The sequence below is a fragment of the Pseudomonas sp. NFACC39-1 genome (genome assembly GCF_900110355.1).
In the GTDB taxonomy this organism is placed as follows: Bacteria; Pseudomonadota; Gammaproteobacteria; order Pseudomonadales; family Pseudomonadaceae; genus Aquipseudomonas; species Aquipseudomonas tehranensis.
Map to the genome: position 1 here is coordinate 37,020 of NZ_FODL01000018.1, position 21,505 is coordinate 58,524.

Here is a 21,505-nt window from a genome sequence, read left to right on the forward strand (position 1 = left end):
CTTATATAGCTAGGAGTGGTTCATGGGCGATACGCGGCGTTGGTTCTGGTTGGGTGGGGTCGCCCTGCTGTTTGTGTTCATCTATTTGCTGCATCCGATCCTCACGCCGTTCCTGGTTGCGTTGCTCCTGGCCTATCTGTTCGATCCACTGGTAGATCGCCTGGAAAAACTCGGCCTGTCCAGGACCTGGGGCGTGGTGTCGGTGTTTGGGCTGATCATCTTGATTGTCATCGCCCTGATGCTGGTGCTGATCCCGATGCTGGCCAAGCAACTGATGCGTCTGTACGAGCTGGCGCCGCAGATGCTCGACTGGTTGCAGCACACCGCCGTGCCGTGGGTTCAGTCGAGGCTGGGGTTGGCTGAAGGGTTCTGGAAGTTCGACAAGGTCAAGGCGGCCATCAGCGAGCATATGGGGCAGACCTCTGACATCGTCGGTGTGGTATTGAGCCAGGCCACGGCCTCGGGACTGGCGTTGATTGGCTGGCTGGCGAACCTGGTGTTGATTCCGGTGGTGGCCTTCTATCTGCTGCGGGACTGGGACTTGATGATGGCCAAGATCCGCAGCCTGCTGCCACGCCATCGTGAAGAACGCATCATGACCCTGACCGGCGAATGCCATGAAGTGTTGGGGGCGTTTGTACGTGGACAATTGTTGGTGATGGTGGCGCTGGGCTTCATCTATGCGGCGGGATTGATGCTGGTGGGCCTGGAGTTGGGGCTATTGATCGGCTTGATCGCCGGGCTTGCCGCCATCGTGCCGTACATGGGCTTCGTCATCGGTATCGGCGCGGCGTTGATTGCCGGCTTGTTCCAGTTTGGCGGTGATCTGTACCCGATGGTCGGCATCGTGGCGGTGTTCATGGTCGGGCAGGCCCTGGAAGGCATGGTGCTGACACCGTTGCTGGTGGGTGATCGCATCGGCTTGCATCCAGTAGCGGTGATCTTTGCGATCCTGGCAGGGGGGGAGTTGTTCGGTTTTACCGGGGTTCTGTTGGCGCTGCCGGTGGCGGCGGTGATCATGGTGCTGGTGCGTCATATGCACGATCTGTACAAGGATTCAGACATCTACAGTGGCGTCGAAGACCCCGAGCTATAACGCCAATGGCGGGCGCGGCGGTTGTCCCGGCGTCAGGGAAACCGTCGCTCCACCGTTCTGTCGCTGCAAACCTTTGATTTTGCTCGTGGTCCGGCGCATTGTGCGGTCCGCGTCACGGGTATAAACTTTGCGCACTTTACACAGAGGCCACTAACGGTTCTTTTGGAACTGTTCAGTCAGCATGAAACCGATTCAGCTGCCCCTAGGTGTGCGTCTGCGTGATGACGCCACCTTTATCAACTACTACCCAGGCGCCAATGCCGCTGCACTCGGCTATGTCGAGCGGCTTTGCGAAGCCGACGCCGGCTGGACCGAGAGCCTGATCTATCTGTGGGGCAAGGACGGGGTAGGGCGCACGCATCTGTTGCAGGCCGCTTGCCTGCGGTTCGAGCAATTGGGCGAGCCGGCGGTGTATCTGCCATTGGCCGAGTTGCTGGATCGCGGCGTGGAGATCCTCGACAACCTTGAACAGTACGAACTGGTCTGCCTGGACGATCTTCAGGCGGTGGCCGGCAAGGCTGATTGGGAAGAAGCGCTGTTTCATCTGTTCAACCGGTTACGCGACAGCGGCCGGCGTTTGCTGATTGCAGCATCGACGTCGCCGCGGGAGCTGCCGGTGAAGCTGGCCGATCTCAAGTCCCGTCTCACCCTGGCGCTGATTTTCCAAATGCGCCCGCTCTCCGATGAAGACAAGCTCCGTGCATTGCAGTTGCGCGCTTCCCGGCGTGGCCTGCACCTGACCGATGAGGTCGGGCACTTTATCCTTACCCGCGGCACCCGCAGCATGAGCGCGTTGTTCGAACTGCTCGAACGTCTCGACCAGGCGTCGCTTCAGGCCCAGCGCAAGCTGACCATCCCTTTTTTGAAAGAAACCCTTGGCTGGTAGAAGTCGCAGCAGTAGTGGCTTATAGCCTGCTTCTGCCACGGCTCAGCCCGCGTCCCTTCTGGCCTGCAGGCCGCAGAGGGGTGGAAACGGTTTTGGCGCTTAGATGTAAACCTAAAACCGAGAAGTCACATTTGCATCGATTGAATTTGCAAATGAGCTTGATAGTGGGCATAGTCTCGCCATCTTTACAACTTCAGCCACGGTCGTGCCCATGCTAAGTCGCTTCGCACCCCTGGTGCCTCTCGCACTCGTTACCCTGTTGTTCGGTTGCGCTGCCCACTCTCCAGTGTCCCAGCAAGCGCAACAACCACAGGTTCAAAATTCCGTTACTGCCCAGTCTTCCTCTGTTGCACTTCAGGAAGAAATGGCCACCGACAAAGAGCTGGCAGACTTCGCCGGCAGCAAGCCTTATCAGCTTCCGGTGCTGGCTGACAGCATCCTGGAGCGGGGCATGTCCTTGATCGGTACCCGCTATCGTTTTGGCGGTTCCTCCGAGGCTGGCTTCGATTGCAGCGGTTTCATTGGGTATCTGTTTCGCGAAGAGGCTGGCATGAGCCTGCCGCGCTCCACTCGCGAAATGATCAACGTGAAGGCCCCGCTGGTTGCTCGCAACGAGCTTGAGCCGGGCGACCTGCTGTTCTTCGCTACCAACGGTCGTCGTGGTCGCGTCAGTCACGCTGGTATCTACCTGGGTGATAACCAGTTCATCCATTCCAGCAGCCGTCGCAGCGGTGGCGTGCGCATCGACAGCCTGGGCGATAGCTACTGGAGCAAGACCTTCATCGAAGCCAAGCGCGCCCTCGCCATGGCACCGACCGTGGTCACTGCTCGCAAGTAAGCCCACAGTTTGTAAGGCAAACTTAAAGTCTTACTTGAAGTTTGCCTCATAGCCGCTAGAATCCATGATCATTGATTGATGGCAATCCGCCTGCGTGTTCCGCAGGCGGCTTTGTTTTCATGCCCACGGCAGAAAAGCCGCAGCCAGATCAGGATTGTTCTGCATATGTCGACGTCGGCCCGCCTCGCTCTCATGTTCTGTGCCGCGCTGCTCAGCGCTTGCGCCAGCCGTACTCCGCCACCTGCACCAGTGCGGGCTCCGGTGGTATTCGCTCCCGCGCAAAGCTTTTCCCCGGTTGCCGAAGACGTGCTGTTCCGGGCGCTAGGGTTGGTGGGGACACCCTATCGTTGGGGCGGTAACACGCCGGATTCAGGCTTTGATTGCAGTGGCCTGATTGGCTATGTGTATCGCGATGCAGCCGGTATCTCCCTGCCGCGTTCCACCCGAGAGATGATTGGCATGCACGCCCAGAGTGTCGGTAAGGACGCATTGCAGACCGGTGATTTGATTTTCTTCGCCACTAACGGCGGTTCTCAGGTCAGCCATGCCGGGATCTACGTCGGGGAGGGGCGTTTTGTCCATGCGCCGGCCACTGGTGGTACGGTCAAGCTCGACAGCCTGTCCAAGGCTTATTGGCAAAAAGCCTATCTGAGCGCCAAGCGGGTGCTGCAACCGGCGCATCTGGCGCGTAATCCCTGACGATTCAAGTTCGCTTTTTGCGCCGATCAGCAGAACTCTTGTGGCGAGGGAGCTTGCTCCCGTTCGGTTGCGCAGCAACCGCCAGCAGCAGGGGGCCGCTACGCGACCCAGCGGGAGCAAGCTCCCTCGCCACAGGTTCCAGTGTTCAGGTCAGCTTCTTCAGCGGTTATTTAGCCCAAACCCGCCAAATCTTGTTCCCCACATCATCAGCCACCAACAGCCCGCCCTGTTTGTCGATCACCACACCCACTGGTCGGCCCTGGGCTTTTTCATCGGCATTCAGGAAACCGGTCAGCACATCCACCGGTTGCCCCACCGGCTTGCCGGCGTTGAAGGGTACGAAAATCACTTTATAGCCGCTGTGGGGTTTACGGTTCCATGAGCCGTGCTGCCCGATGAATGCCCCTTCGGTAAACGGCGCTGGCAAGGTGCTGCCTTCGGCGAACGTCAGGCCCAGTGACGCGGTGTGTGGGCCGACGGCGTAATCCGGGGCGATGGCCTTGGCCACCAGTTCCGGTTTTTGTGGCTCGACCCGCTTATCGACGTGCTGCCCGTAATAGCTGTAGGGCCAACCATAGAAGGCGCCGTCCTTGACTGAGGTGATGTAGTCCGGGACCAGGTCGCTGCCGATCTCATCGCGCTCATTCACCGCGGTCCATAGCGCGCCACTGCGCGGCTCCCAGGCCAGGCCGTTGGGGTTGCGCAGGCCCGAGGCGAAGATGCGGTGATTGCCGCTGGCGCGGTCCACTTCCCAGATGGCCGCGCGGCCTTCTTCGGCCTCCATGCCGTTTTCCCCGACATTGCTGTTCGAGCCGGTAGTGACGTACAGCTTGCTGCCGTCCTGGCTGGCGATCACGTTTTTGGTCCAGTGGTGGTTGAGCGTGCCACCCGGCAGGTCGACGACCTTGGTCGGCTGCGCCTTGATTTGCGTATCGCCCTCTTTATAGGGAAAGCGAATCAGTCGGTCGGTGTCGGCCACGTAGAGATCGTTGCCCACCAGCGTCATGCCGAACGGCGAATTGAGGTTTTCCAGAAATACCGTACGGGTTTCGGCGACGCCATCATGATTGGCATCACGCAACAGGGTAATGCGATTGGGACTGGGCACTCCCGCGCCGGCGCGGCCCATGACTTTCTCCATGACCCAGCCACGAATGCCTTTAGCGTCGTCCGGTTTGGGCGGCGCGTTGGTTTCTGCCACCAGCACATCACCGTTGGGGAGCACGTAGAGCCAGCGCGGATGATCCAGCCCCTCGGCGAATGCGCCCACTTGCAGTCCCTGCGCGGGGGTGGGCTTGGCGCCATCCGGCCAGCCGACCGCTTCAGCAATGTTGACGGTGGGGATCAGGGTCTTGTTCGGTTCCGGCAGTTTTGGCGAGGGGCCAGTGCCGTCGGAAACCTGCAGCGTGGAAGACTCGCCGCAAGCAACAAGCCCTGCGGCCAATGCGACGATCAGAAGGTGGGGTGGCTTGAGCATGCGGGCTTCCCTATGAGTGCATGGTAGTTACTCATAGAGAAGCTTAGACCCGCGATGGTTCAACCGTTCAGCCGTTGGCCTGCTTGAGCAGCACGGCGATGCCCGGATGATACTGCCCGGCCTCATTGCGCAATTTGCGATAGGCATAAGGGAAGTACCAGGCCACGGCGCAGGTATTTTCCTTCTGCAGTTCATCGATCATGTCCTGCAGCTCTTCTGGCGTGGTGCTTTGCTGAGCCTTTTGCGGTGCGACGAACAGGCAACCCAATCGCAGGTCACTGGAGTAACTGATACGTTTGGCGTCGCTGGTGATGTCGAGCAGCGGCTGAGTGAGGTTGAGACTCTTGACCTTCGGCCAGCGTTGAGTGGCCTGGATGAAAGCGCGCTCCTCGGTGCTGGCGATGAACAGGTCGGCGCTGACGTTGCGTTCGCCTTCTTCATTCTGTTTGCGGGTGGGGGTGTGCTGCAGCGTGACCATTTCGGCCATCCAGGCTGCGGCGGACAGCAAGCCAAGATTGGCTTTTTCATCGAACCAGTAAGGTGTGTCGTTATCGCCGCGCACGGCGTTGTAACGGTCGATACAGTCAAACCAGCGTTCCAGCACCGGGCGCAGGAATTCCAGTTTTGGATTGCTGATGATCATGCCTTGCATGCTTTTGCCCCCTTGTTATTGTGATATCGGGTCGTGATGCCTATTTGATATCACTTGCCGCAGCATGGCACAAGATTGGCGTCATTTTATTGATCAGGGCCAATGTCCGCTGTTGAACCTGTGCCGGCTTTAATTGACGCTCCACCCCCAACCCTCTAACCTTCGCGGCTTGTTTCAGGTGCTCTGTGACCGGGCGATCGTCGGGTCGACAGAGTGAAACAGGGAAGCCGGTGAGTGCATACGAACCCGGCGCTGCCCCCGCAACGGTAAATGAGTCAACGCTGCGCCTGGCCCTGCACAGGTCACCAGCCACTGTGTCCATATGACATGGGAAGGCGCGCAGCCCGGCATCACGCCGCTCATGAGCCCGGAGACCGGCCTGATTCATCCAACGGCATCACGGTGGGCGATGCCAGGCTTGTTGCCGTCTTTTTTGTGCCCGCCCGCCGTTATCCAATCCCAACGGAGAGCTCCCATGACCCAGACCCCCGATCGCGACGAACGCCACCTGGCGCGCATGCTGCGCAAGAAAGCCGTGATCGACGAGCGCATTGCCAACTCGCCCAACGAATGCGGCTTGCTGCTGGTGCTGACCGGCAACGGCAAGGGCAAGAGCAGTTCGGCGTTCGGCATGCTGGCCAGGTCCATGGGGCATGGCATGCAATGCGGCGTGGTGCAATTCATCAAAGGCCGCAACAGCACCGGTGAGGAGCTGTTTTTCCGCCGCTTCCCGGAACAGGTGCGCTTTCATGTCATGGGCGAAGGTTTCACCTGGGAAACCCAGGATCGCCAACGTGACATCGCCGCTGCCGAGGCGGCCTGGGCGGTCTCGCGTCAATTGCTGAGCGATCCGTCCATAGGCTTGGTGGTGCTCGATGAACTCAACATCGCCCTCAAGCACGGTTACCTCGACCTTGATCAGGTCCTGAGTGACCTGCAGGCCCGCCCGCCGATGCAGCACGTAGTGGTGACCGGTCGCGGCGCGAAGCCGGAGATGATCGAACTGGCCGACACCGTCACCGAGATGGGCATGATCAAGCATGCGTTCCAGGCCGGCATCAAGGCGCAGAAAGGCGTCGAACTGTGAGTGATGTTTCTTTAGCGAGGCGTCACTGCCCGGCGGTGCTGATCGCCGCCCCTGCTTCCGGGCAAGGCAAAACCACCGTCACCGCGGCCCTGGCGCGCTTGCACCGCAAGCAGGGGCGCAGAGTGCGGGTCTTCAAGTGCGGGCCTGATTTTCTCGACCCGATGATCCTTGAGCGGGCCAGCGGCGCACCGGTCTACCAACTGGACATGTGGATGGTCGGCGAGCAGGAAAGTCGTCGTTTGTTGTGGGAAGCCGCCGCCGAAGCCGACTTGATTCTGATCGAAGGGGTGATGGGGTTGTTCGATGGCACGCCATCGAGTGCCGATCTGGCCCGGCACTTCGGCGTGCCGGTGCTGGCAGTGATCGATGGCACGGCCATGGCCCAGACCTTCGGCGCCCTGGCCCTGGGGCTGGCGCGGTATCAGCCGGACTTGCCCTTCGCCGGGGTGCTGGCCAATCGGGTCGGCACCTTGCGTCATGCGCAGTTGCTCGAAGGCAGCCTGACCGAAGGCCTGCGCTGGTACGGCGCCTTGTCGCGGGAAACCGGCATCGAACTGCCAAGCCGCCATCTTGGGTTGGTCCAGGCCAGTGAGTTGAATGATCTGGATCTGCGCCTCGACGCCGCCGCCGATGCCTTGGCTGGCAGTTGTGAAGTGGCGTTGCCGCCCGCCGTGGAATTCGTCGCGCCAGCGGTGATTGCCGCGCATCCGTGGCTGGAAGGTGTGCGCATCGCTGTGGCCCGGGACGAAGCGTTTGCCTTCACCTATGGCGCGAGCCTGGATCTGCTGCGAGCCATGGGGGCGCAACTGAGCTTCTTTTCACCTATTCATGACAGCGAACTGCCGGAGGCGGACAGCCTGTATCTGCCCGGTGGTTACCCGGAACTGCACCATGTTGCGCTGGCGCAAAACGCGCCGATGCTGGCAGCGATCCGCGCGCACCATCAAGCAGGCAAACCCTTGCTCGCTGAATGCGGCGGCATGCTTTATCTGTTGGACTCGTTGACGGATGTGGACGGCACCCGCGCCGAGCTGCTTGGGTTGCTGGCCGGTGACGCGCAGATGCAAAAGCGTCTGGCGGCCCTGGCGCTGCAATCGGTGGAGTTACCCGAAGGCACCCTGCGTGGGCATACCTATCATCATTCCCTGACCAGCACCGAGCTTGAGCCCATTGCCCGAGGCCATAGCCCTAACGGCGGGCGCGGGGCGGAGGCGGTTTTCCGGCAGGGACGGATGACGGCTTCCTACGTGCATTTCTATTTTCCGTCGAATCCGAGGGCGATTGCCGGGCTGTTTGCGCCTGACCCTGAAACCGTCTTCGCGAGCAGGCTCGCTCCCACAGGGGATCGCGTGATCTCAAGTACAGCACCCGCCGATGTGGGAGCGAGCCTGCTCGCGAAGCGACCATGACCGACAACGCCTTCCCCCAGGCCGAACGCGATGCCGTCTACCGGGCCATCGCCGAACGCCGCGACATGCGCCACTTCACCGGCGGCACCGTTGAGCCAGCGTTGCTGCGCCGCCTGCTGGAAGCTGCGCATCAAGCCCCCAGTGTGGGGCTGATGCAGCCGTGGCGGTTCATTCGCATCAGCGACCGCGCCTTGCGTGGGCAAATCCGTCAACTGGTGGAGCAGGAACGCATCCGCACCGCCGAGGCCCTGGGTGAGCGCAGCGATGAATTCATGAAGCTCAAGGTCGAAGGCCTCAACGACTGCGCCGAAGTGCTGGTGGCGGCGTTGATGGATGATCGCGAGCGCTATGTCTTCGGTCGACGAACCCTGCCGGAAATGGACCTGGCCTCGTTGTCCTGCGCGATCCAGAATCTGTGGCTGGCCTCCCGTGCCGAAGGGCTGGGGATGGGCTGGGTTTCTCTGTTCGAGCCCCAAGCGCTGGCCGAACTGCTGGGCCTGCCCGCCGGCGCCAAACCGCTGGCAATATTGTGCCTTGGACCGGTCGAGGGTTTTTACCCGGCACCGATGCTCGCCCTGGAAGGCTGGGCGCAGCCGCGTGCGCTGGATGAGTTGCTCTACGAAAACCATTGGGGAGTCAGCCCATGAGTGTGGCGTTGCTCAGTGCCGCCGCGGTGGCGCTGGATGCGCTGTTGGGCGAACCCCGACGCGGGCATCCGCTGGTGGCCTTCGGTCGCTTTGCCGATCGTATCGAACAACGTTTCAACTCCGGCGGGCGTGGCTGGCGCAGCCATGGCGTGACGGCGTGGATCATTGCCGTGGTGCCGCTGACCTTGCTTGTGACGGCGCTGTCCTGGGCGCCGTTGGTGGGCTGGCTGGTGGAAATCCTGGCGCTCTACCTCGCCCTCGGCCTGCGCAGCCTCGGGGAACATGTCGAGCCGGTGGCCCGGGCACTGCGCGGTGGGGATCTGGACGAAGCGCGGCGGCGGGTGGGCTACCTGGTCAGTCGCGAAACCGCCGAACTGGATGAGACGGCCGTTGCTCGTGCCGCCACTGAGTCGGTGCTGGAGAACGGCAGTGACGCGGTGTTCGCCGCGCTGTTCTGGTTCGCTGTCGCGGGCGCGCCGGGTGTGGTGTTGTATCGCCTGAGCAATACCCTCGACGCCATGTGGGGCTACCGCAACGAGCGCTTTGAGCGTTTCGGTTGGGCGGCGGCCAAGATCGATGATGGGCTCAACTATATTCCGGCGCGCCTGGTGGCGCTGACTTACGCCGTGCTTGGGAAAACCCGTCTGGCGCTCAAGTGTTGGCGCACCCAGGGCCCGACCTGGGACAGTCCCAATGCCGGGCCCGTGATGGCCGCCGGCGCGGGCGCACTGGGGGTCGAACTGGGTGGCGCGGCGGTGTATCACGGCCAATTGCATCAACGTCCGCCCTTGGGTGAAGGCGCCCCGGCGAACGCCGACGCCATTGATCGCGGCTGGCAACTGGTCCAGCGTGGCGTATGGTTGTGGTTGCTGATTCTCTGCCTGGGAGCTGAGTTTTATGCTTGAGCACGGTGGACGCCTGCGTAACGCGGCCCTGCAATACGGGATTGCCGAGGCGCACTGGCTGGATCTGTCCAGCGGCCTGGCGCCCTGGCCGTTCGACGTGCCGGCGATTGCACCACGGGCCTGGGCACGCCTGCCCGAGACCGATGACGGGTTGGAACAGGCCGCCTGCGATTATTACGGCGCCATGCATGTGCTGCCGGTGGCGGGTTCGCAGATGGCCATCCAACTGTTACCGCGCTTGCGCCGTGCCGGCAAGGTCGGCGTCCTCTCACCCTGTTACGCCGAACACGCCGAAGCCTGGCGCCGCAGTGGCTACATCGTGCGCGAAGTGCTGGAGCCGGAAGTGGACTTCTTCCTCGACAGTCTGGACGTGCTGGTGGTGGTCAACCCGAACAACCCCACGGGCTTGCAGTTGAGCCCCGAGCGCTTGCTGGACTGGCATGCCCGACTGGCCCAGCGCGGTGGCTGGCTGGTGGTGGATGAAGCGTTCATGGATGTCACGCCACAACTGAGCCTGGCCGCCCATGCTCATCAGGTCGGGTTGATCGTGCTGCGTTCGTTTGGCAAGTTTTTTGGCCTGGCCGGGGTTCGCCTGGGATTTGTATTGGCCGAGCGCCACTTGCTCAAGTTGCTCGCCGAACAAGTCGGGCCGTGGGCCGTCAGCGGGCCGACCCGAGTGGTGGGCCAGGCGTGCCTGCTGGATACCGACGCCCACGCCCGCCAGCGCCAACGCTGCGAGGACACCAGTCAGCGCCTGGCGCTGACGCTCGAACGCCACGGCTTCAAGCCTCAGGGCGGCTGCGGGTTGTTTCAATGGCTGGTCACTGAACACGCCCAGGCACTTTACGATTTCATGGCCCTGCGCGGCATTCTTCTGCGGTTGTTTACCCATAACAGCAGCCTGCGCTTTGGGTTGCCGGCCGATGACGGTGAGTTCCTGCGCCTCGAACAAGCTTTCGAGGCCTACGCCAAGGACATTCAATGACCACTGTAATGGTGCAGGGCACCACGTCCGATGCCGGTAAAAGCACCCTCGTCACGGCGTTGTGCCGCTGGGTCAGGCGTCAGGGGGTGAGCGTGGTGCCATTCAAACCACAGAACATGGCACTCAACAGCGCAGTAACGGCCGACGGCGGCGAAATCGGCCGTGCCCAGGCTGTGCAGGCCCAGGCGGCTGGTCTGGAACCGCATACCGACATGAACCCGGTGTTGCTCAAGCCCAACAGCGACACCGGCGCTCAGGTCATTATCCATGGCCGCGCCGTCACCACCATGAATGCCGTGGCCTATCACGATTACAAAGCCATCGCGATGCAAGCGGTGCTGGCCTCCCACGAACGCCTGAGCGCGGCCTATCCGGTGGTGATGGTGGAGGGCGCAGGCTCCCCGGCGGAGATCAATCTGCGCGCCGGTGACATTGCCAACATGGGCTTTGCCGAGGCGGTGGACTGTCCGGTGCTGCTGATTGCCGATATTAATCGCGGCGGCGTGTTCGCCCACCTTGTGGGCACCCTGGAGCTGCTTTCACCCAGCGAACAGCAGCGGGTCAAGGGCTTCATCATCAACCGTTTTCGCGGCGACATCGCCTTGCTGCAACCGGGCCTGGACTGGCTTGAGGCGCGCACCGGCAAACCGGTGGTTGGCGTGTTGCCCTACGTGATGGACTTGCACCTGGAAGCCGAGGACGGTCTGGATCAACGTCAGGCCGACAAGGCCGAACAGGTGCTCAAGGTGGTGGTGCCGGTATTGCCGCGCATCAGCAACCACACCGATTTCGATCCGCTGCGCCTGCATCCGCAGGTCGACCTGCAATTCATCGGCCCGGGCCAGCCGATTCCTGCGGCTGACTTGATCATCCTGCCGGGTTCAAAGAGCGTGCGCAGTGACCTGGCCTACCTGCGCGCCAACGGTTGGCAGACGGCTATCCAGCGTCACCTGCGTTATGGCGGCAAGTTGCTGGGCATTTGCGGTGGTTTGCAGATGCTCGGCCAGCAGGTCCACGATCCGCTGGGGCTGGAAGGGGCCGCGGGTTCCAGCACCGGGCTGGGCTTGCTGGCCTTCGAGACGACCCTGGAACACGAGAAACAGTTGCGCAATGTGCGCGGACGACTGGCCTTGGAAGAGGCCGAGGTCAGCGGGTATGAAATCCATGCCGGTGTAACCTCAGGCCCGGCATTGGAAAACCCGGCGGTGCAGTTGGATGACGGTCGCTGTGACGGCGCCCAGAGTCTGGATGGGCAGATTTTCGGCACCTATCTGCATGGGCTGTTCGAGTCACCGGCGGCCAGTAGCGCCTTGTTGCGTTGGGCCGGGTTGCAGAATGTGCAGGCGGTGGACTACCACGGCTTGCGCGAGCGGGACATCGAGCGGTTGGCGGATCTGGTGGAGCGGCATTTGGATACGGGGTTGTTGCGTGAACTCTGTGGAATCTAGGGTGGCTGCACTGACCTCATCGCGAGCAGGCTCGCTCCCACACTGGATCTGCGGTGTACATAAATCCCTGTGGGAGCGAGCCTGCTCGCGATGAGGCCGGCAGCAACACCGCCTATTTGAAAGGTAAAAACATGTTGCAACTGATCCTCGGCGGCGCCCGCTCCGGCAAGAGTCGCCTGGCCGAAAAGCTCGCCACGGACACCCGCTTGCCCGTCACCTACATCGCCACCAGCCAACCCCTGGATGGCGAGATGAACGAACGGGTCACCCAACACCGCGCTCGCCGTCCGGCCGAATGGGCGCTGGTGGAGGAACCGTTGGCCCTGGCGCGGGTGCTGCGCGATAACGCAGGTTCAGGGCAATGCCTGTTGGTGGATTGCCTGACCCTGTGGCTGACCAATCTGCTCATGCTCGACAACCCCGAGCAGTTGCACGCCGAGCGTGATGCTCTACTGGAGTGTGTTGGGGCTCTGCCGGGCGAAATCATTTTTGTCAGCAACGAGACCGGAATGGGTGTCGTGCCGCTGGGCGAGTTGACTCGCCGTTATGTCGATGAAGCCGGTTGGCTGCATCAAGCTTTGGCCGAACGTTGCCAGCGCGTCGTACTGACCGTTGCCGGGCTGCCCCTGACTCTCAAAGGTACTGCGTTATGAATCATCGCTGGTGGCTGGACCCGTGCAAGCCCCTCGACAGCCAGGCCCTGGAGCAGGCCGCGGTCCGTCAGCAACAACTGACCAAGCCGGCCGGCTCCCTGGGGCGGCTCGAAGCCGTGGCGGTGCAGCTGGCGGGTTTGCAAGGGCAGGTCAAACCTGGGCTGGATCAACTGTGGATTGCGATCTTTGCCGGCGATCATGGTGTGGTGGCCGAAGGCGTATCGGCCTATCCCCAGGAGGTCACCGGGCAGATGCTCCTCAACTTCGTCAGCGGCGGCGCGGCGATCAGTGTATTGGCGCGGCAACTGGGCGCCTCGTTGGAAGTGGTTGACCTGGGCACTGTGACGCCTTCTCTGGCGCTACCCGGTGTGCGGCATCTGAACGTGGGGCCGGGTACCGCGAATTTCGTGCAGGGGCCGGCGATGACCGTGACCCAAGGCGAGCAGGCATTGCTGGCCGGGCGTGACAGTGCGCTGCGCGCTGTCGCCGCCGGAACGCAGCTGTTTATCGGCGGAGAAATGGGTATCGGCAACACCACGGCGGCCAGTGCCCTGGCCTGTGCCTTGCTTGACTGCCCGGTGACTCACCTGGTCGGGCCGGGCACCGGGCTGGACGCCGCGGGTGTCAGCCGCAAGGCTCAAGTCATCGAACGCGCCCTGGCGTTGCACGGCGCACAGCGCAACGATCCACTGCAAACACTGTTCAACCTGGGCGGGTTTGAAATCGCAGCGTTGGCTGGCGCGTATCTGGCCTGCGCCCAGCAGGGCGTTGCGGTGCTGGTGGATGGTTTCATCTGCAGCGTCGCAGCACTGGTGGCTGTGCGTCTCAATCCTCAATGCAGGCAATGGCTGTTGTTCGGCCATCGCGGTGCTGAGCCTGGGCATCGGCACGTTCTGGAAACCCTCGGCGCTGAGCCGCTCCTTGACCTGGGCCTGCGCCTGGGTGAGGGCAGTGGTGCGGCGTTGGCGGTGCCGCTGTTGCGCCTGGCGTGTGATCTTCACGGGCAGATGGCGACCTTTGCCGAAGCGGCTGTGGCGGATCGCCCAGCATGACTTTGCACCTGGACCTGCTGCGCCACGGCGAGACCGAACTGGGCGGCGGGCTGCGTGGCAGCCTCGACGATGCCTTGACGGACAAGGGCTGGGAGCAGATGCGCGAGGCGGTCGCGGCGGGCGGGCCCTGGGATCGGCTGGTGAGTTCACCGTTGCAGCGTTGCGCCCGTTTCACTGAGCAACTTGGCGTCCGGCTCGATTTACCGGTGCACCTGGACAAGGATCTGCAGGAGCTGCATTTCGGCGCCTGGGAAGGCTGCAGCGCGGCGGCGTTGATGGACACCGACGCCGAGGCGCTGGGCCGCTTTTGGGCCGATCCCTACGCATTCACTCCACCGGGCGGCGAGCCGGTGCTGGAGTTTTCGAAGCGGGTCCTGGCGGCGGTTGAACGCCTGACAGTTGCGTATGCTGGGGAGCGCGTGTTGCTGGTCAGTCATGGCGGCGTTATGCGCTTGCTGCTGGCCCAGGCCCGGGGTTTGCCGCGCGAACAGTTGCTCAATGTCGAAGTCGGCCATGGCGCGTTGTTTTCACTTCGCGTCCAATCTGGTCCAGTGCTCAAAGAGGCGGTCTGACCATGTTGCCGTTCTGGATCGCCTTGCAGTTCCTGAGCAGCCTGCCGGTTCGCTTGTCGGGCATGCCGGAGCCGGCGCAGTTGGGGCGTTCGTTGCTGTGCTATCCGCTGGTAGGGCTGTTGTTCGGTGGCTTGTTGTGGGGGCTTGATGCCATGTTGCTTGGCACGCCGCTGCTGCTCCATGGCGCCCTGTTGCTGACCGCGTGGGTGCTGCTTAGCGGCGGCCTACACCTGGATGGCCTGGCCGACAGCGCGGATGCCTGGCTCGGCGGCTTTGGCGATCGCGAGCGCACGCTGCTGATCATGAAAGACCCCCGCAGCGGGCCGATCGCGGTGATTACGCTGGTGTTGGTGCTGTTGCTCAAATTCGCCGCATTGCTGGCGCTGATCGAGCAACGGCAAACCCTGGCATTGATCCTGGTGCCGGTGTTGGGCCGTGGCGCATTGCTGGGGTTGTTCCTGACCACGCCCTATGTACGGGCCGGCGGGTTGGGGCAGGCGCTCGCCGACCATCTGCCGCGCCACGCGGGCTGGCAGGTATTGCTGGCCTGCGCGGTGGGATGCGTGCTGGTGGCGGGCTGGAGCGGGGTAGCGTCGCTGCTGATCGCCCTGGCGATATTTATCGGCTTGCGCCAGATGATGTTGCGCAGGCTGGGAGGTTGTACCGGGGATACGGCAGGCGCCTTGCTGGAGCTGCTTGAAATGGGGGTATTGGTTGGGCTGGTGCTGATCTGGAATTGAGCGCTACCTGTCTGGCGGGGGATTCAGCTTGAAATTTCCTGAATTAAAATTTGCATTCATTTAATCGCGGGTATATACACGCACTATGCTTGCCTCCCAATGTTTGTGCATCAACCTGCGTCGCGCCGCTCGGGGCGTCAGCAGGTATTACGACGGCGCCCTCGACGGCTTCGGGATCAACGTCGCCCAGTATTCCTTGCTGAGTAACCTGGCGCGCCTGGACCAACCGAGTATCTCTTCCCTGGCCGAGGCCATGGGCCTCGACCGCAGCACCCTGGGGCGCAACCTGCGGGTACTGCAAGGTGAGGGGCTGGTGGCGCTGGCCGAAGGTGAAGACTTGCGTAATCGCATTGTCGAACTCACTGAAGCCGGGCATGCCCGGCTGGCGGCGGCGTTGCCGGCCTGGGAAGCGGCGCAACAACGATTGATCGATAAGCTGGGCGCCGAAAAGCGCGCAACACTGCTGGCCTTGCTGGATGAACTGGCGTGAAGCCGGTTCGTTCGATGATAAGCGGGTATATACCCGCGAGTGGAGAATAAAATGACATCGATGTGGCGTACCTGTGGTTGGGTTCTGGTGGGCGGTGCGCTGATCCTGGCGTTGTCCCTGGGGGTGCGGCACGGCTTCGGGCTGTTTCTGGCGCCCATGAGTGCCGAGTTTGGCTGGGGCCGCGAGGTGTTCGCCTTCGCCATCGCCTTGCAGAACTTGATCTGGGGCCTGGCGCAACCTTTTACCGGGGCGCTGGCCGACCGCTTCGGTGCCGCGAAAGTCGTGCTCATCGGTGGTGTGCTTTACGCCCTCGGCCTGGTCTTCATGGGCATGGCCGACTCGCCATGGTCGCTCTCATTGAGCGCGGGTCTGTTGATTGGTATCGGCCTGTCCGGCACATCGTTTTCGGTGATCCTCGGCGTGGTCGGGCGTGCCGTGCCGCCGGAAAAACGCAGCATGGGCATGGGCATCGCCAGTGCTGCCGGCTCCTTTGGCCAGTTCGCCATGTTGCCGGGCACACTGGGGCTGATTGGCTGGCTCGGCTGGTCTGCCGCGCTGTTGGCGCTAGGGCTGCTGGTGGCGCTGATCGTGCCGCTGGTGGGCATGCTCAAGGACGCCCCTGCACCGCTGACCGGTCATGAGCAAACCTTGTCCGAAGCGCTGCGCGAGGCGTGCAGCCACTCCGGATTCTGGTTGCTGGCGGTGGGCTTTTTTGTCTGTGGCTTCCAAGTGGTATTCATTGGTGTGCATTTGCCGGCCTATCTGGTGGACCAGCACCTGGCGGCCAGCGTCGGCACGACCGTGCTGGCCTTGGTTGGCCTGTTCAATATCTTCGGCACTTACACCGCAGGCTGGTTGGGCGGTCGGATGTCCAAGCCGCGCTTGCTGACCGGGTTATACCTGTTGCGGGCGGTGGTGATTGGCTTGTTCCTGTGGTTGCCGGTGACGACGACCACGGCTTATCTGTTCGGGATGGCGATGGGCTTTTTGTGGCTGTCGACGGTGCCTTTGACCAACGGCACGGTAGCGACCTTGTTTGGTGTACGAAATCTCTCGATGTTGGGTGGGATCGTGTTCCTGTTTCACCAGTTGGGTTCGTTCCTGGGGGGCTGGCTGGGTGGTGTGGTGTACGACCGAACTGGCAGTTATGACTTGATCTGGCAGGTGTCGATCCTGCTCAGTCTGCTGGCGGCGGCGTTGAACTGGCCCGTGCGTGAGCGTCCGGTGGCACGGCTGCAAGTTCAGGCTGGTGCGGCATGAGCCGCGTAGGCCCATGGTTGATTGCGGTCGGTGTTGGCCTGCTGCTGGTGATCGCCTGGTGGGGGTGGCATCAGGGCGGGCTGGCGTTGATGCAACTGGGCATGGGCACCTGCTGAGCGGTGGACGGCGCCGGGTACGGGGGAGTAACGTCGTGGTCTGACGTGCTTTCAAGGAGATTGCGACATGCTGATGCGCAGGCTTGCTGTACCCGCACTGCTGCTGGCTTTGACCGGGCACGCATGGGCCGCTGACTGCCCACCCATGCTGGAGGGCTCGCTGCCCAAGTTGCGGGCCAAGGAAAACATCGATCTGTGCCAGCGTTTCGCCGGCCAGCCGCTGGTGGTGGTCAACACTGCCAGCTTCTGCGGCTTCGCCCCCCAGTTCAAAGGTCTTGAGGCACTTAACCAGCGCTATAAGGGCGACGGTCTGCAAGTGCTGGGAGTGCCGTCCAATGATTTCAAACAGGAGTCCAAGGACGGCGAAGAGACGGCCAAGGTCTGCTACGTCAATTACGGCGTGACCTTCACCATGACCGAGCCCCAGCCGGTACGCGGCGCGGACGCCATCCCGCTGTTCAGGCATCTGGCCGAACAGTCCGGTGCGCCAAAATGGAATTTCTATAAATACGTCGTGGACCGCCAGGGCAAGGTTGTCGCCAGTTTTTCCAGTCGGACCAAGCCTGATGATCCCGACTTCATCAAGGCGGTAGAAGCGGCTATCGCCTCCCGACCCTGATCACCAGTCACGAAAAAGCCCCGCCTCTTTGCAGAGCGCGGGGCTTTTTTCGCTTCAGATGGCGAGGGATTCAGGCCCGCCGTGAATCATCAGAAGCGGTAGGTTGCACCAACACCGAAGCCGTTTGCGCTGTTTTCGTATTCAGCGTTGTAGGACTGGCCCAGAGCATTGCTGTGATTAACGCTGACTTTCTCTTCCTTGAGGTAGGAATACGCCACGTCGATGGTCAGGTCTTCGGTCGGGCTCCAACCGGCACCCACGCTGAAGATGGTCCGGTCGCCGGTAGGAATGCGTGGCGAGCGGTCGATGTTGTTGGTAGGCGACTGGTCGAAGGTCAGGCCAGTACGCAGCACCCACTGCTTGTTCAACTGGTAGGACGTGCCGATGGCGTAGGCCCAGGTGTCGTGCCAGTTCTGTTCCTCGGTAATGGTGCCAAGGAACGCAGGGGCCAACGCGCCACCGGTTGCAGGCGTGACGCCTTCGTTGTTCACGGTGATTTCTTTCAGGCGGCTCCAGCGAGTCCAGGTGCTGCCGGCATAAAGGGTCCAGGCATCGTTGAGTTGCTGGGTGACCGAAAAGTCCACCGATTCTGGTGTCGTGATGTCCAGCGAAGCGTCATAGCGCGCGCCATTCAGGAATCCGGCGGGAGTACCGGCCCCTGGGCTCACCTTGGTGTGGCCTTCAAGCTTGTACTTGACCTTGGAATGGTAGGTCAGGCCAACACGAGTGGTGTCTGTCGCCTGGACCAGCACGCCGATATTGTAGCCATAGCCAATGTCGTCGCCCTTGATCTTCACGTCGCCATCGTTCGGTGAAAGCGGCGTGGTCAGAGTCGATTCCAGTGCACCGGAAATATGGTTGATGGTCGGGCCGAAACCGATCGACACCTTGTCGTTGAAGGCGTAGCTGACGGTTGGCTGGAAGGCGACGACTTTCACTTCGCTCTTGCTGCCGAAGTTGCGACCCTGGAAGCTGCTTTCGTAATCGGTGATCAGGCCGAACGGTGCGTATACACCCAGGCCGAAAGCCCATTGATCATCGATAGGCTTGACGTAGTAGCCCATCGGAACGGCAGTGAGCGGCACCATGTCGCCCTTGTTGGTGCCCGATTGGCTACCGCTGGCGTCGTTGATGTCGGTGGACGCGTCGATAGCGGCCAAACCGCCCGTCACTTGCTGGCGCTTGAGGCGCGACATGCCGGCCGGGTTGCCAAACACAGTGCTTGCATCATCGGCAGAGGAAGAACGCCCAGCGAAACCGGTGCCCATGCCACTGATGCTTTGTTCGTTCAAGGCAAAGCCACTGGCGAAAATCTGCGTGGATGCCAAGGTAACGGCAAGGCCAAGGGTGGTTTTGAGCATCATTTTTTTCATTGTTAGAACTCCAGGTGATCACCGGGGCGAAAATTACCAACATTTTCGTGTAAGCGCTATAGGCTGTATGGCTTGATTTAGAGCGGTTTTGTAGGACAATCAGACCAGATTCGCGACTGTTGCAGGAACTTTCCAGATCTCACCTTAGCAGGCGACCTGATTCAGCGGCGAAACACAACTTTGCCAGGCGCAGGTGAAATCCCGCAGGCGCCCTTGAGGATGAAATGTCTGGCGCCAGATTCGGGCCATGCCTACCAGGTCATCGGCTTCAGGAAGCTTGAGGTTCTGTTCCTCCACCAAAAGCCAGGCAATGGCGGTGGCGTAACGCAGATTGACGGTCAATTCCAGGTGCGGGCCGCTGAGAAAAGCGTGCTGGCTGGCCAGGCCTCGCACCAGGCTGGCTCGTTCCGGGTCCAGCGCCAGGTAATGGTCCCAGAGCGCCCGGTGGCGAGGTTCGGGAATGCGGTACAAGCCGTGCCCGCGACGGTCATGCAGGGCTGATCCCAGGGCGGACTGGCTGGCGGCAATCCCCAGCAACAAGGATTCCGCCGTTGCACTGTGGCGCTCCAGGTACAGGAGCGTCGGGCGGATCACATATCGACACAGTTCGCTGGCAGCGATACCCATAAAACCCTCGAAACGTGAAATGGGCAGAGCCTGAATAGGTGTGGGCTTGGCAGCAGTGGTTGGGTTCAGGCTCCGCCGGAAGCGGATCATGCCGCTTGACTTGAAGTGTAGTGTCATATTCCCGCTGTAAAGGACTGTTTTTAAAACATCTTCGCCGAACGGTTATAACCGTTATATCCCCCGGTGCTTAAGCCGTTGCGCTTTATCGAGAAATTTTGGGCAATAAAAAACCCCGCTTTTGGGGCGGGGTCCTGGGGTTTCAGCCTTTGCGGCGTATCAGGCAACCAGTGCCTGACGGGTACGCTCGATCACGGCCTGCAGCGGTTCGGCGCTGGAGTACTGATCGGGGTACAGGCGTTCGCTGTGACGGGCGATGCCATGTTCGTTGACCAGCGTGAAGCTGAAGCAGCCTTTGCGAGCGGCCATGATCAGGCAGTTCATTGGGGCAAAAGCGTTGGTTAGGGTGCGGATGGCATCCTGTGTATGGATTTGAGTAGACATGTTATGGGTGTTCCTACAAATGACACGGTTAAGAACCGTGCAACGTTAAAACGTTCCAGTAACGTCGACCACCATTGGTCGAACGAAGAACCCGACTGGAACAAAGCAGCCAGTTTGAGCGCTATATAAAGTGCGCGCTTGGGCTGGCAGGTAGGTACTTAGGAGGGCAGGCAGCACATCAAGGGCAAAGGTTCTGGGCCCGGGGTGAAGATCCTGATCAATTTTGCAGGCTGGTTCGGTCAGAGTAACGAGTCTGGCAACACCCTTTGCAATCGATCAAAGGCAGTGTTGACGCAAGAATTACCTGGAAACCATCGAGGGGGTCGGTCTCTTTTTCTCGGTGAGGCTTCTCTTGAAGAAGGCTGACCGTGGAGATGTATTCGACCCGGAATTGACTTTCAGCTTGGTACTAACGCCGCGGATAGTAACGGATCGAGTGGTCGAAGGGAAGGACGATGGGCAAAAAAGATCTTCCTGGCCGCTGCCTGATCGTTTGTCTGCCCATAGGGGGGGCGGCCATAGCACAGGAACCGATCAATGGTTTTGCGCTCAGCCAATGGACAACGACCCGCACGTCGTCAGGTTATCCCCAGGTTTTACCGCACAAATGCGCCAAAACGGCGCAGCGATATAACCGGTTGGCGTGTTACTTGTGCACACTCGATCCGGTGGTTGTCACCGTATTGTCATGTGGAAACAATCTGGGGTGGGTGCCTGTATCCAAAATTTAAGTCAATGAAAAACATCGCTTTTTTTTACTGGTGAAAAAATCGTCAGTTTGAGCGCAGGCCCCGTTCCACAGGGCTTACGGCGACTTCAGGGGGGGTTGTCCACTGAGTTATCCACAGCTTCTGTGGATTGTCCCAAGCGCTTGCTCTAGCACGGGCGTGCCGGATTTTTTCGACTTTACCCGTGCGAAAAAAGGAGTAGAGTGGCGCGCCTTCCTGATCTGTCCCACAGTGCTTTATGAAGTTTCGCTCAGTATCAAATCCTGTTACCTCCGCACCCTCCGGTGTTACCCCACCCAAACGCATTTCCATGCGCGTGGCCGAATGGCTGCTCGACAGTCCGCGCCTTGGGGAAAACACCAGTGTCAAACACTTGGCCGGCCGTTTACTCAAGCAACCCGCCCGGGAAGGCGTGGTGGCTGCGCAAAGTCGCCTCGGTCAGTTGATGTGCCGTGAATGCGGGAACGCGCGCGATCGTCGTATCGGCCAGGATCTGCTGCGTCAGGCTGCCAGGGCCGGGGATCATCGTGCGCGCCAGGCGCTGGGTGAAATCGAAGACTGAGCTGGGCATCCCCTGGCCGCTTGGTTAACCTGCGGGTTTTATTTCATCGGCGGGAATTGTCATGGCTATGGATTTGACCAGCC

At 61.3% G+C, this 21,505-nt stretch carries 23 protein-coding genes and 1 riboswitch; of the genes, 18 read left to right on the top strand and 5 right to left on the bottom strand.

Annotated features, from left to right (window positions below):
• Nucleotides 1–22 precede the first annotated feature (22 nt).
• The 4 genes from BMY45_RS24995 (at nt 23) to BMY45_RS25010 (ending at nt 3,519) form a co-directional block, all read left to right on the top strand.
• Nucleotides 23–1,096 carry an AI-2E family transporter gene (locus tag BMY45_RS24995; protein ID WP_047228724.1) on the top strand — a complete coding sequence of 358 codons (1,074 nt, stop codon included), beginning with the start codon at nt 23–25 and terminating at the stop codon, nt 1,094–1,096.
• Between the two features lie 181 nt (nt 1,097–1,277).
• Entirely contained in the window at nt 1,278–1,982 is a 705-nt protein-coding gene (gene hda, locus BMY45_RS25000; protein ID WP_003178999.1) for a DnaA regulatory inactivator Hda, read from the top strand.
• 211 nt (nt 1,983–2,193) lie between these two features.
• Entirely contained in the window at nt 2,194–2,820 is a 627-nt protein-coding gene (locus BMY45_RS25005; RefSeq protein ID WP_092402750.1) for a C40 family peptidase, read from the top strand.
• Nucleotides 2,821–2,985: 165 nt separating this feature from the next.
• On the top strand, nt 2,986–3,519 hold the full coding sequence (locus tag BMY45_RS25010) for a C40 family peptidase (RefSeq protein ID WP_092402752.1): 534 nt from the start codon (nt 2,986–2,988) through the stop codon (nt 3,517–3,519).
• Nucleotides 3,520–3,685: 166 nt separating this feature from the next.
• On the opposite strand, the gene BMY45_RS25015 is transcribed toward BMY45_RS25010, so the two are convergent.
• Together BMY45_RS25015 and BMY45_RS25020 are read right to left on the bottom strand one after the other, a co-directional pair.
• Entirely contained in the window at nt 3,686–4,996 is a 1,311-nt protein-coding gene (locus BMY45_RS25015; RefSeq protein ID WP_092402754.1) for a PQQ-dependent sugar dehydrogenase, read from the bottom strand.
• Nucleotides 4,997–5,063: 67 nt separating this feature from the next.
• A complete protein-coding gene (locus BMY45_RS25020; protein ID WP_092402756.1) occupies nt 5,064–5,648 on the bottom strand; it encodes a hypothetical protein in 585 nt (194 codons plus the stop codon).
• 159 nt (nt 5,649–5,807) lie between these two features.
• Nucleotides 5,808–6,046, top strand: a riboswitch (cobalamin riboswitch).
• A 77-nt stretch (nt 6,047–6,123) separates the two neighbouring features.
• Between BMY45_RS25020 and cobO the strand changes: the two genes are divergently transcribed.
• The 13 genes from cobO to BMY45_RS25085 all read left to right on the top strand — a co-directional run bounded on the left by cobO (nt 6,124) and on the right by BMY45_RS25085 (nt 17,631).
• Nucleotides 6,124–6,735: a cob(I)yrinic acid a,c-diamide adenosyltransferase gene (gene cobO, locus BMY45_RS25025; RefSeq protein WP_092402758.1), complete on the top strand. Its 612-nt coding sequence runs from the start codon at nt 6,124–6,126 to the stop codon at nt 6,733–6,735.
• Nucleotides 6,732–8,144, top strand: a complete 1,413-nt coding sequence (locus BMY45_RS25030) for a cobyrinic acid a,c-diamide synthase CobB (RefSeq protein ID WP_092402760.1) — start codon at nt 6,732–6,734, stop codon at nt 8,142–8,144. Before cobO ends, BMY45_RS25030 begins: the two co-directional genes overlap by 4 nt.
• The gene (gene bluB / locus BMY45_RS25035) at nt 8,141–8,791 is read left to right on the top strand and encodes a 5,6-dimethylbenzimidazole synthase (protein WP_092402762.1); all 651 of its coding nucleotides are present in this window, start codon (nt 8,141–8,143) and stop codon (nt 8,789–8,791) included. The genes BMY45_RS25030 and bluB overlap by 4 nt, the downstream gene beginning before the upstream one ends.
• Nucleotides 8,788–9,696: an adenosylcobinamide-phosphate synthase CbiB gene (gene cbiB / locus BMY45_RS25040; protein ID WP_092402764.1), complete on the top strand. Its 909-nt coding sequence runs from the start codon at nt 8,788–8,790 to the stop codon at nt 9,694–9,696. The genes bluB and cbiB overlap by 4 nt, the downstream gene beginning before the upstream one ends.
• A complete protein-coding gene (gene cobD / locus BMY45_RS25045; RefSeq protein WP_092402766.1) occupies nt 9,689–10,681 on the top strand; it encodes a threonine-phosphate decarboxylase CobD in 993 nt (330 codons plus the stop codon). Before cbiB ends, cobD begins: the two co-directional genes overlap by 8 nt.
• Nucleotides 10,678–12,129 (top strand): cobyric acid synthase, encoded by a 1,452-nt coding sequence (locus BMY45_RS25050; protein WP_092402768.1) that lies wholly within the window; start codon nt 10,678–10,680, stop codon nt 12,127–12,129. The genes cobD and BMY45_RS25050 overlap by 4 nt, the downstream gene beginning before the upstream one ends.
• Nucleotides 12,130–12,260: 131 nt before the next feature.
• On the top strand, nt 12,261–12,782 hold the full coding sequence (gene cobU, locus BMY45_RS25055) for a bifunctional adenosylcobinamide kinase/adenosylcobinamide-phosphate guanylyltransferase (RefSeq protein WP_092402866.1): 522 nt from the start codon (nt 12,261–12,263) through the stop codon (nt 12,780–12,782).
• Nucleotides 12,779–13,834, top strand: a complete 1,056-nt coding sequence (gene cobT / locus BMY45_RS25060) for a nicotinate-nucleotide--dimethylbenzimidazole phosphoribosyltransferase (RefSeq protein ID WP_092402770.1) — start codon at nt 12,779–12,781, stop codon at nt 13,832–13,834. The genes cobU and cobT overlap by 4 nt, the downstream gene beginning before the upstream one ends.
• Entirely contained in the window at nt 13,831–14,406 is a 576-nt protein-coding gene (gene cobC / locus BMY45_RS25065; protein WP_092402772.1) for an alpha-ribazole phosphatase family protein, read from the top strand. The genes cobT and cobC overlap by 4 nt, the downstream gene beginning before the upstream one ends.
• Before the next feature lie 2 nt (nt 14,407–14,408).
• Entirely contained in the window at nt 14,409–15,146 is a 738-nt protein-coding gene (locus BMY45_RS25070; protein ID WP_092402774.1) for an adenosylcobinamide-GDP ribazoletransferase, read from the top strand.
• Nucleotides 15,147–15,231: 85 nt separating this feature from the next.
• Nucleotides 15,232–15,636 (top strand): MarR family winged helix-turn-helix transcriptional regulator, encoded by a 405-nt coding sequence (locus BMY45_RS25075; protein WP_092402776.1) that lies wholly within the window; start codon nt 15,232–15,234, stop codon nt 15,634–15,636.
• 51 nt (nt 15,637–15,687) lie between these two features.
• Nucleotides 15,688–16,896, top strand: coding sequence for an MFS transporter (locus BMY45_RS25080; protein ID WP_092402778.1), 1,209 nt, complete (start codon nt 15,688–15,690; stop codon nt 16,894–16,896).
• Nucleotides 16,897–17,079: 183 nt separating this feature from the next.
• On the top strand, nt 17,080–17,631 hold the full coding sequence (locus BMY45_RS25085; RefSeq protein ID WP_092402780.1) for a glutathione peroxidase: 552 nt from the start codon (nt 17,080–17,082) through the stop codon (nt 17,629–17,631).
• Nucleotides 17,632–17,720: 89 nt separating this feature from the next.
• Here BMY45_RS25085 and BMY45_RS25090 read toward each other — a convergent pair whose 3' ends face one another.
• The 3 genes from BMY45_RS25090 to BMY45_RS25100 all read right to left on the bottom strand — a co-directional run bounded on the left by BMY45_RS25090 (nt 17,721) and on the right by BMY45_RS25100 (nt 20,132).
• Nucleotides 17,721–19,004, bottom strand: coding sequence for an OmpP1/FadL family transporter (locus BMY45_RS25090; protein WP_092402782.1), 1,284 nt, complete (start codon nt 19,002–19,004; stop codon nt 17,721–17,723).
• Nucleotides 19,005–19,148: 144 nt separating this feature from the next.
• The gene (locus tag BMY45_RS25095) at nt 19,149–19,631 is read right to left on the bottom strand and encodes a hypothetical protein (RefSeq protein WP_092402784.1); all 483 of its coding nucleotides are present in this window, start codon (nt 19,629–19,631) and stop codon (nt 19,149–19,151) included.
• A 276-nt stretch (nt 19,632–19,907) separates the two neighbouring features.
• Entirely contained in the window at nt 19,908–20,132 is a 225-nt protein-coding gene (locus tag BMY45_RS25100) for a hypothetical protein (RefSeq protein ID WP_007898912.1), read from the bottom strand.
• A 966-nt stretch (nt 20,133–21,098) separates the two neighbouring features.
• Here BMY45_RS25100 and BMY45_RS25110 point away from each other — a divergent pair.
• Nucleotides 21,099–21,422, top strand: a complete 324-nt coding sequence (locus tag BMY45_RS25110) for an SEL1-like repeat protein (RefSeq protein ID WP_092402786.1) — start codon at nt 21,099–21,101, stop codon at nt 21,420–21,422.
• The last annotated feature ends 83 nt before the right edge of the window (nt 21,423–21,505 follow it).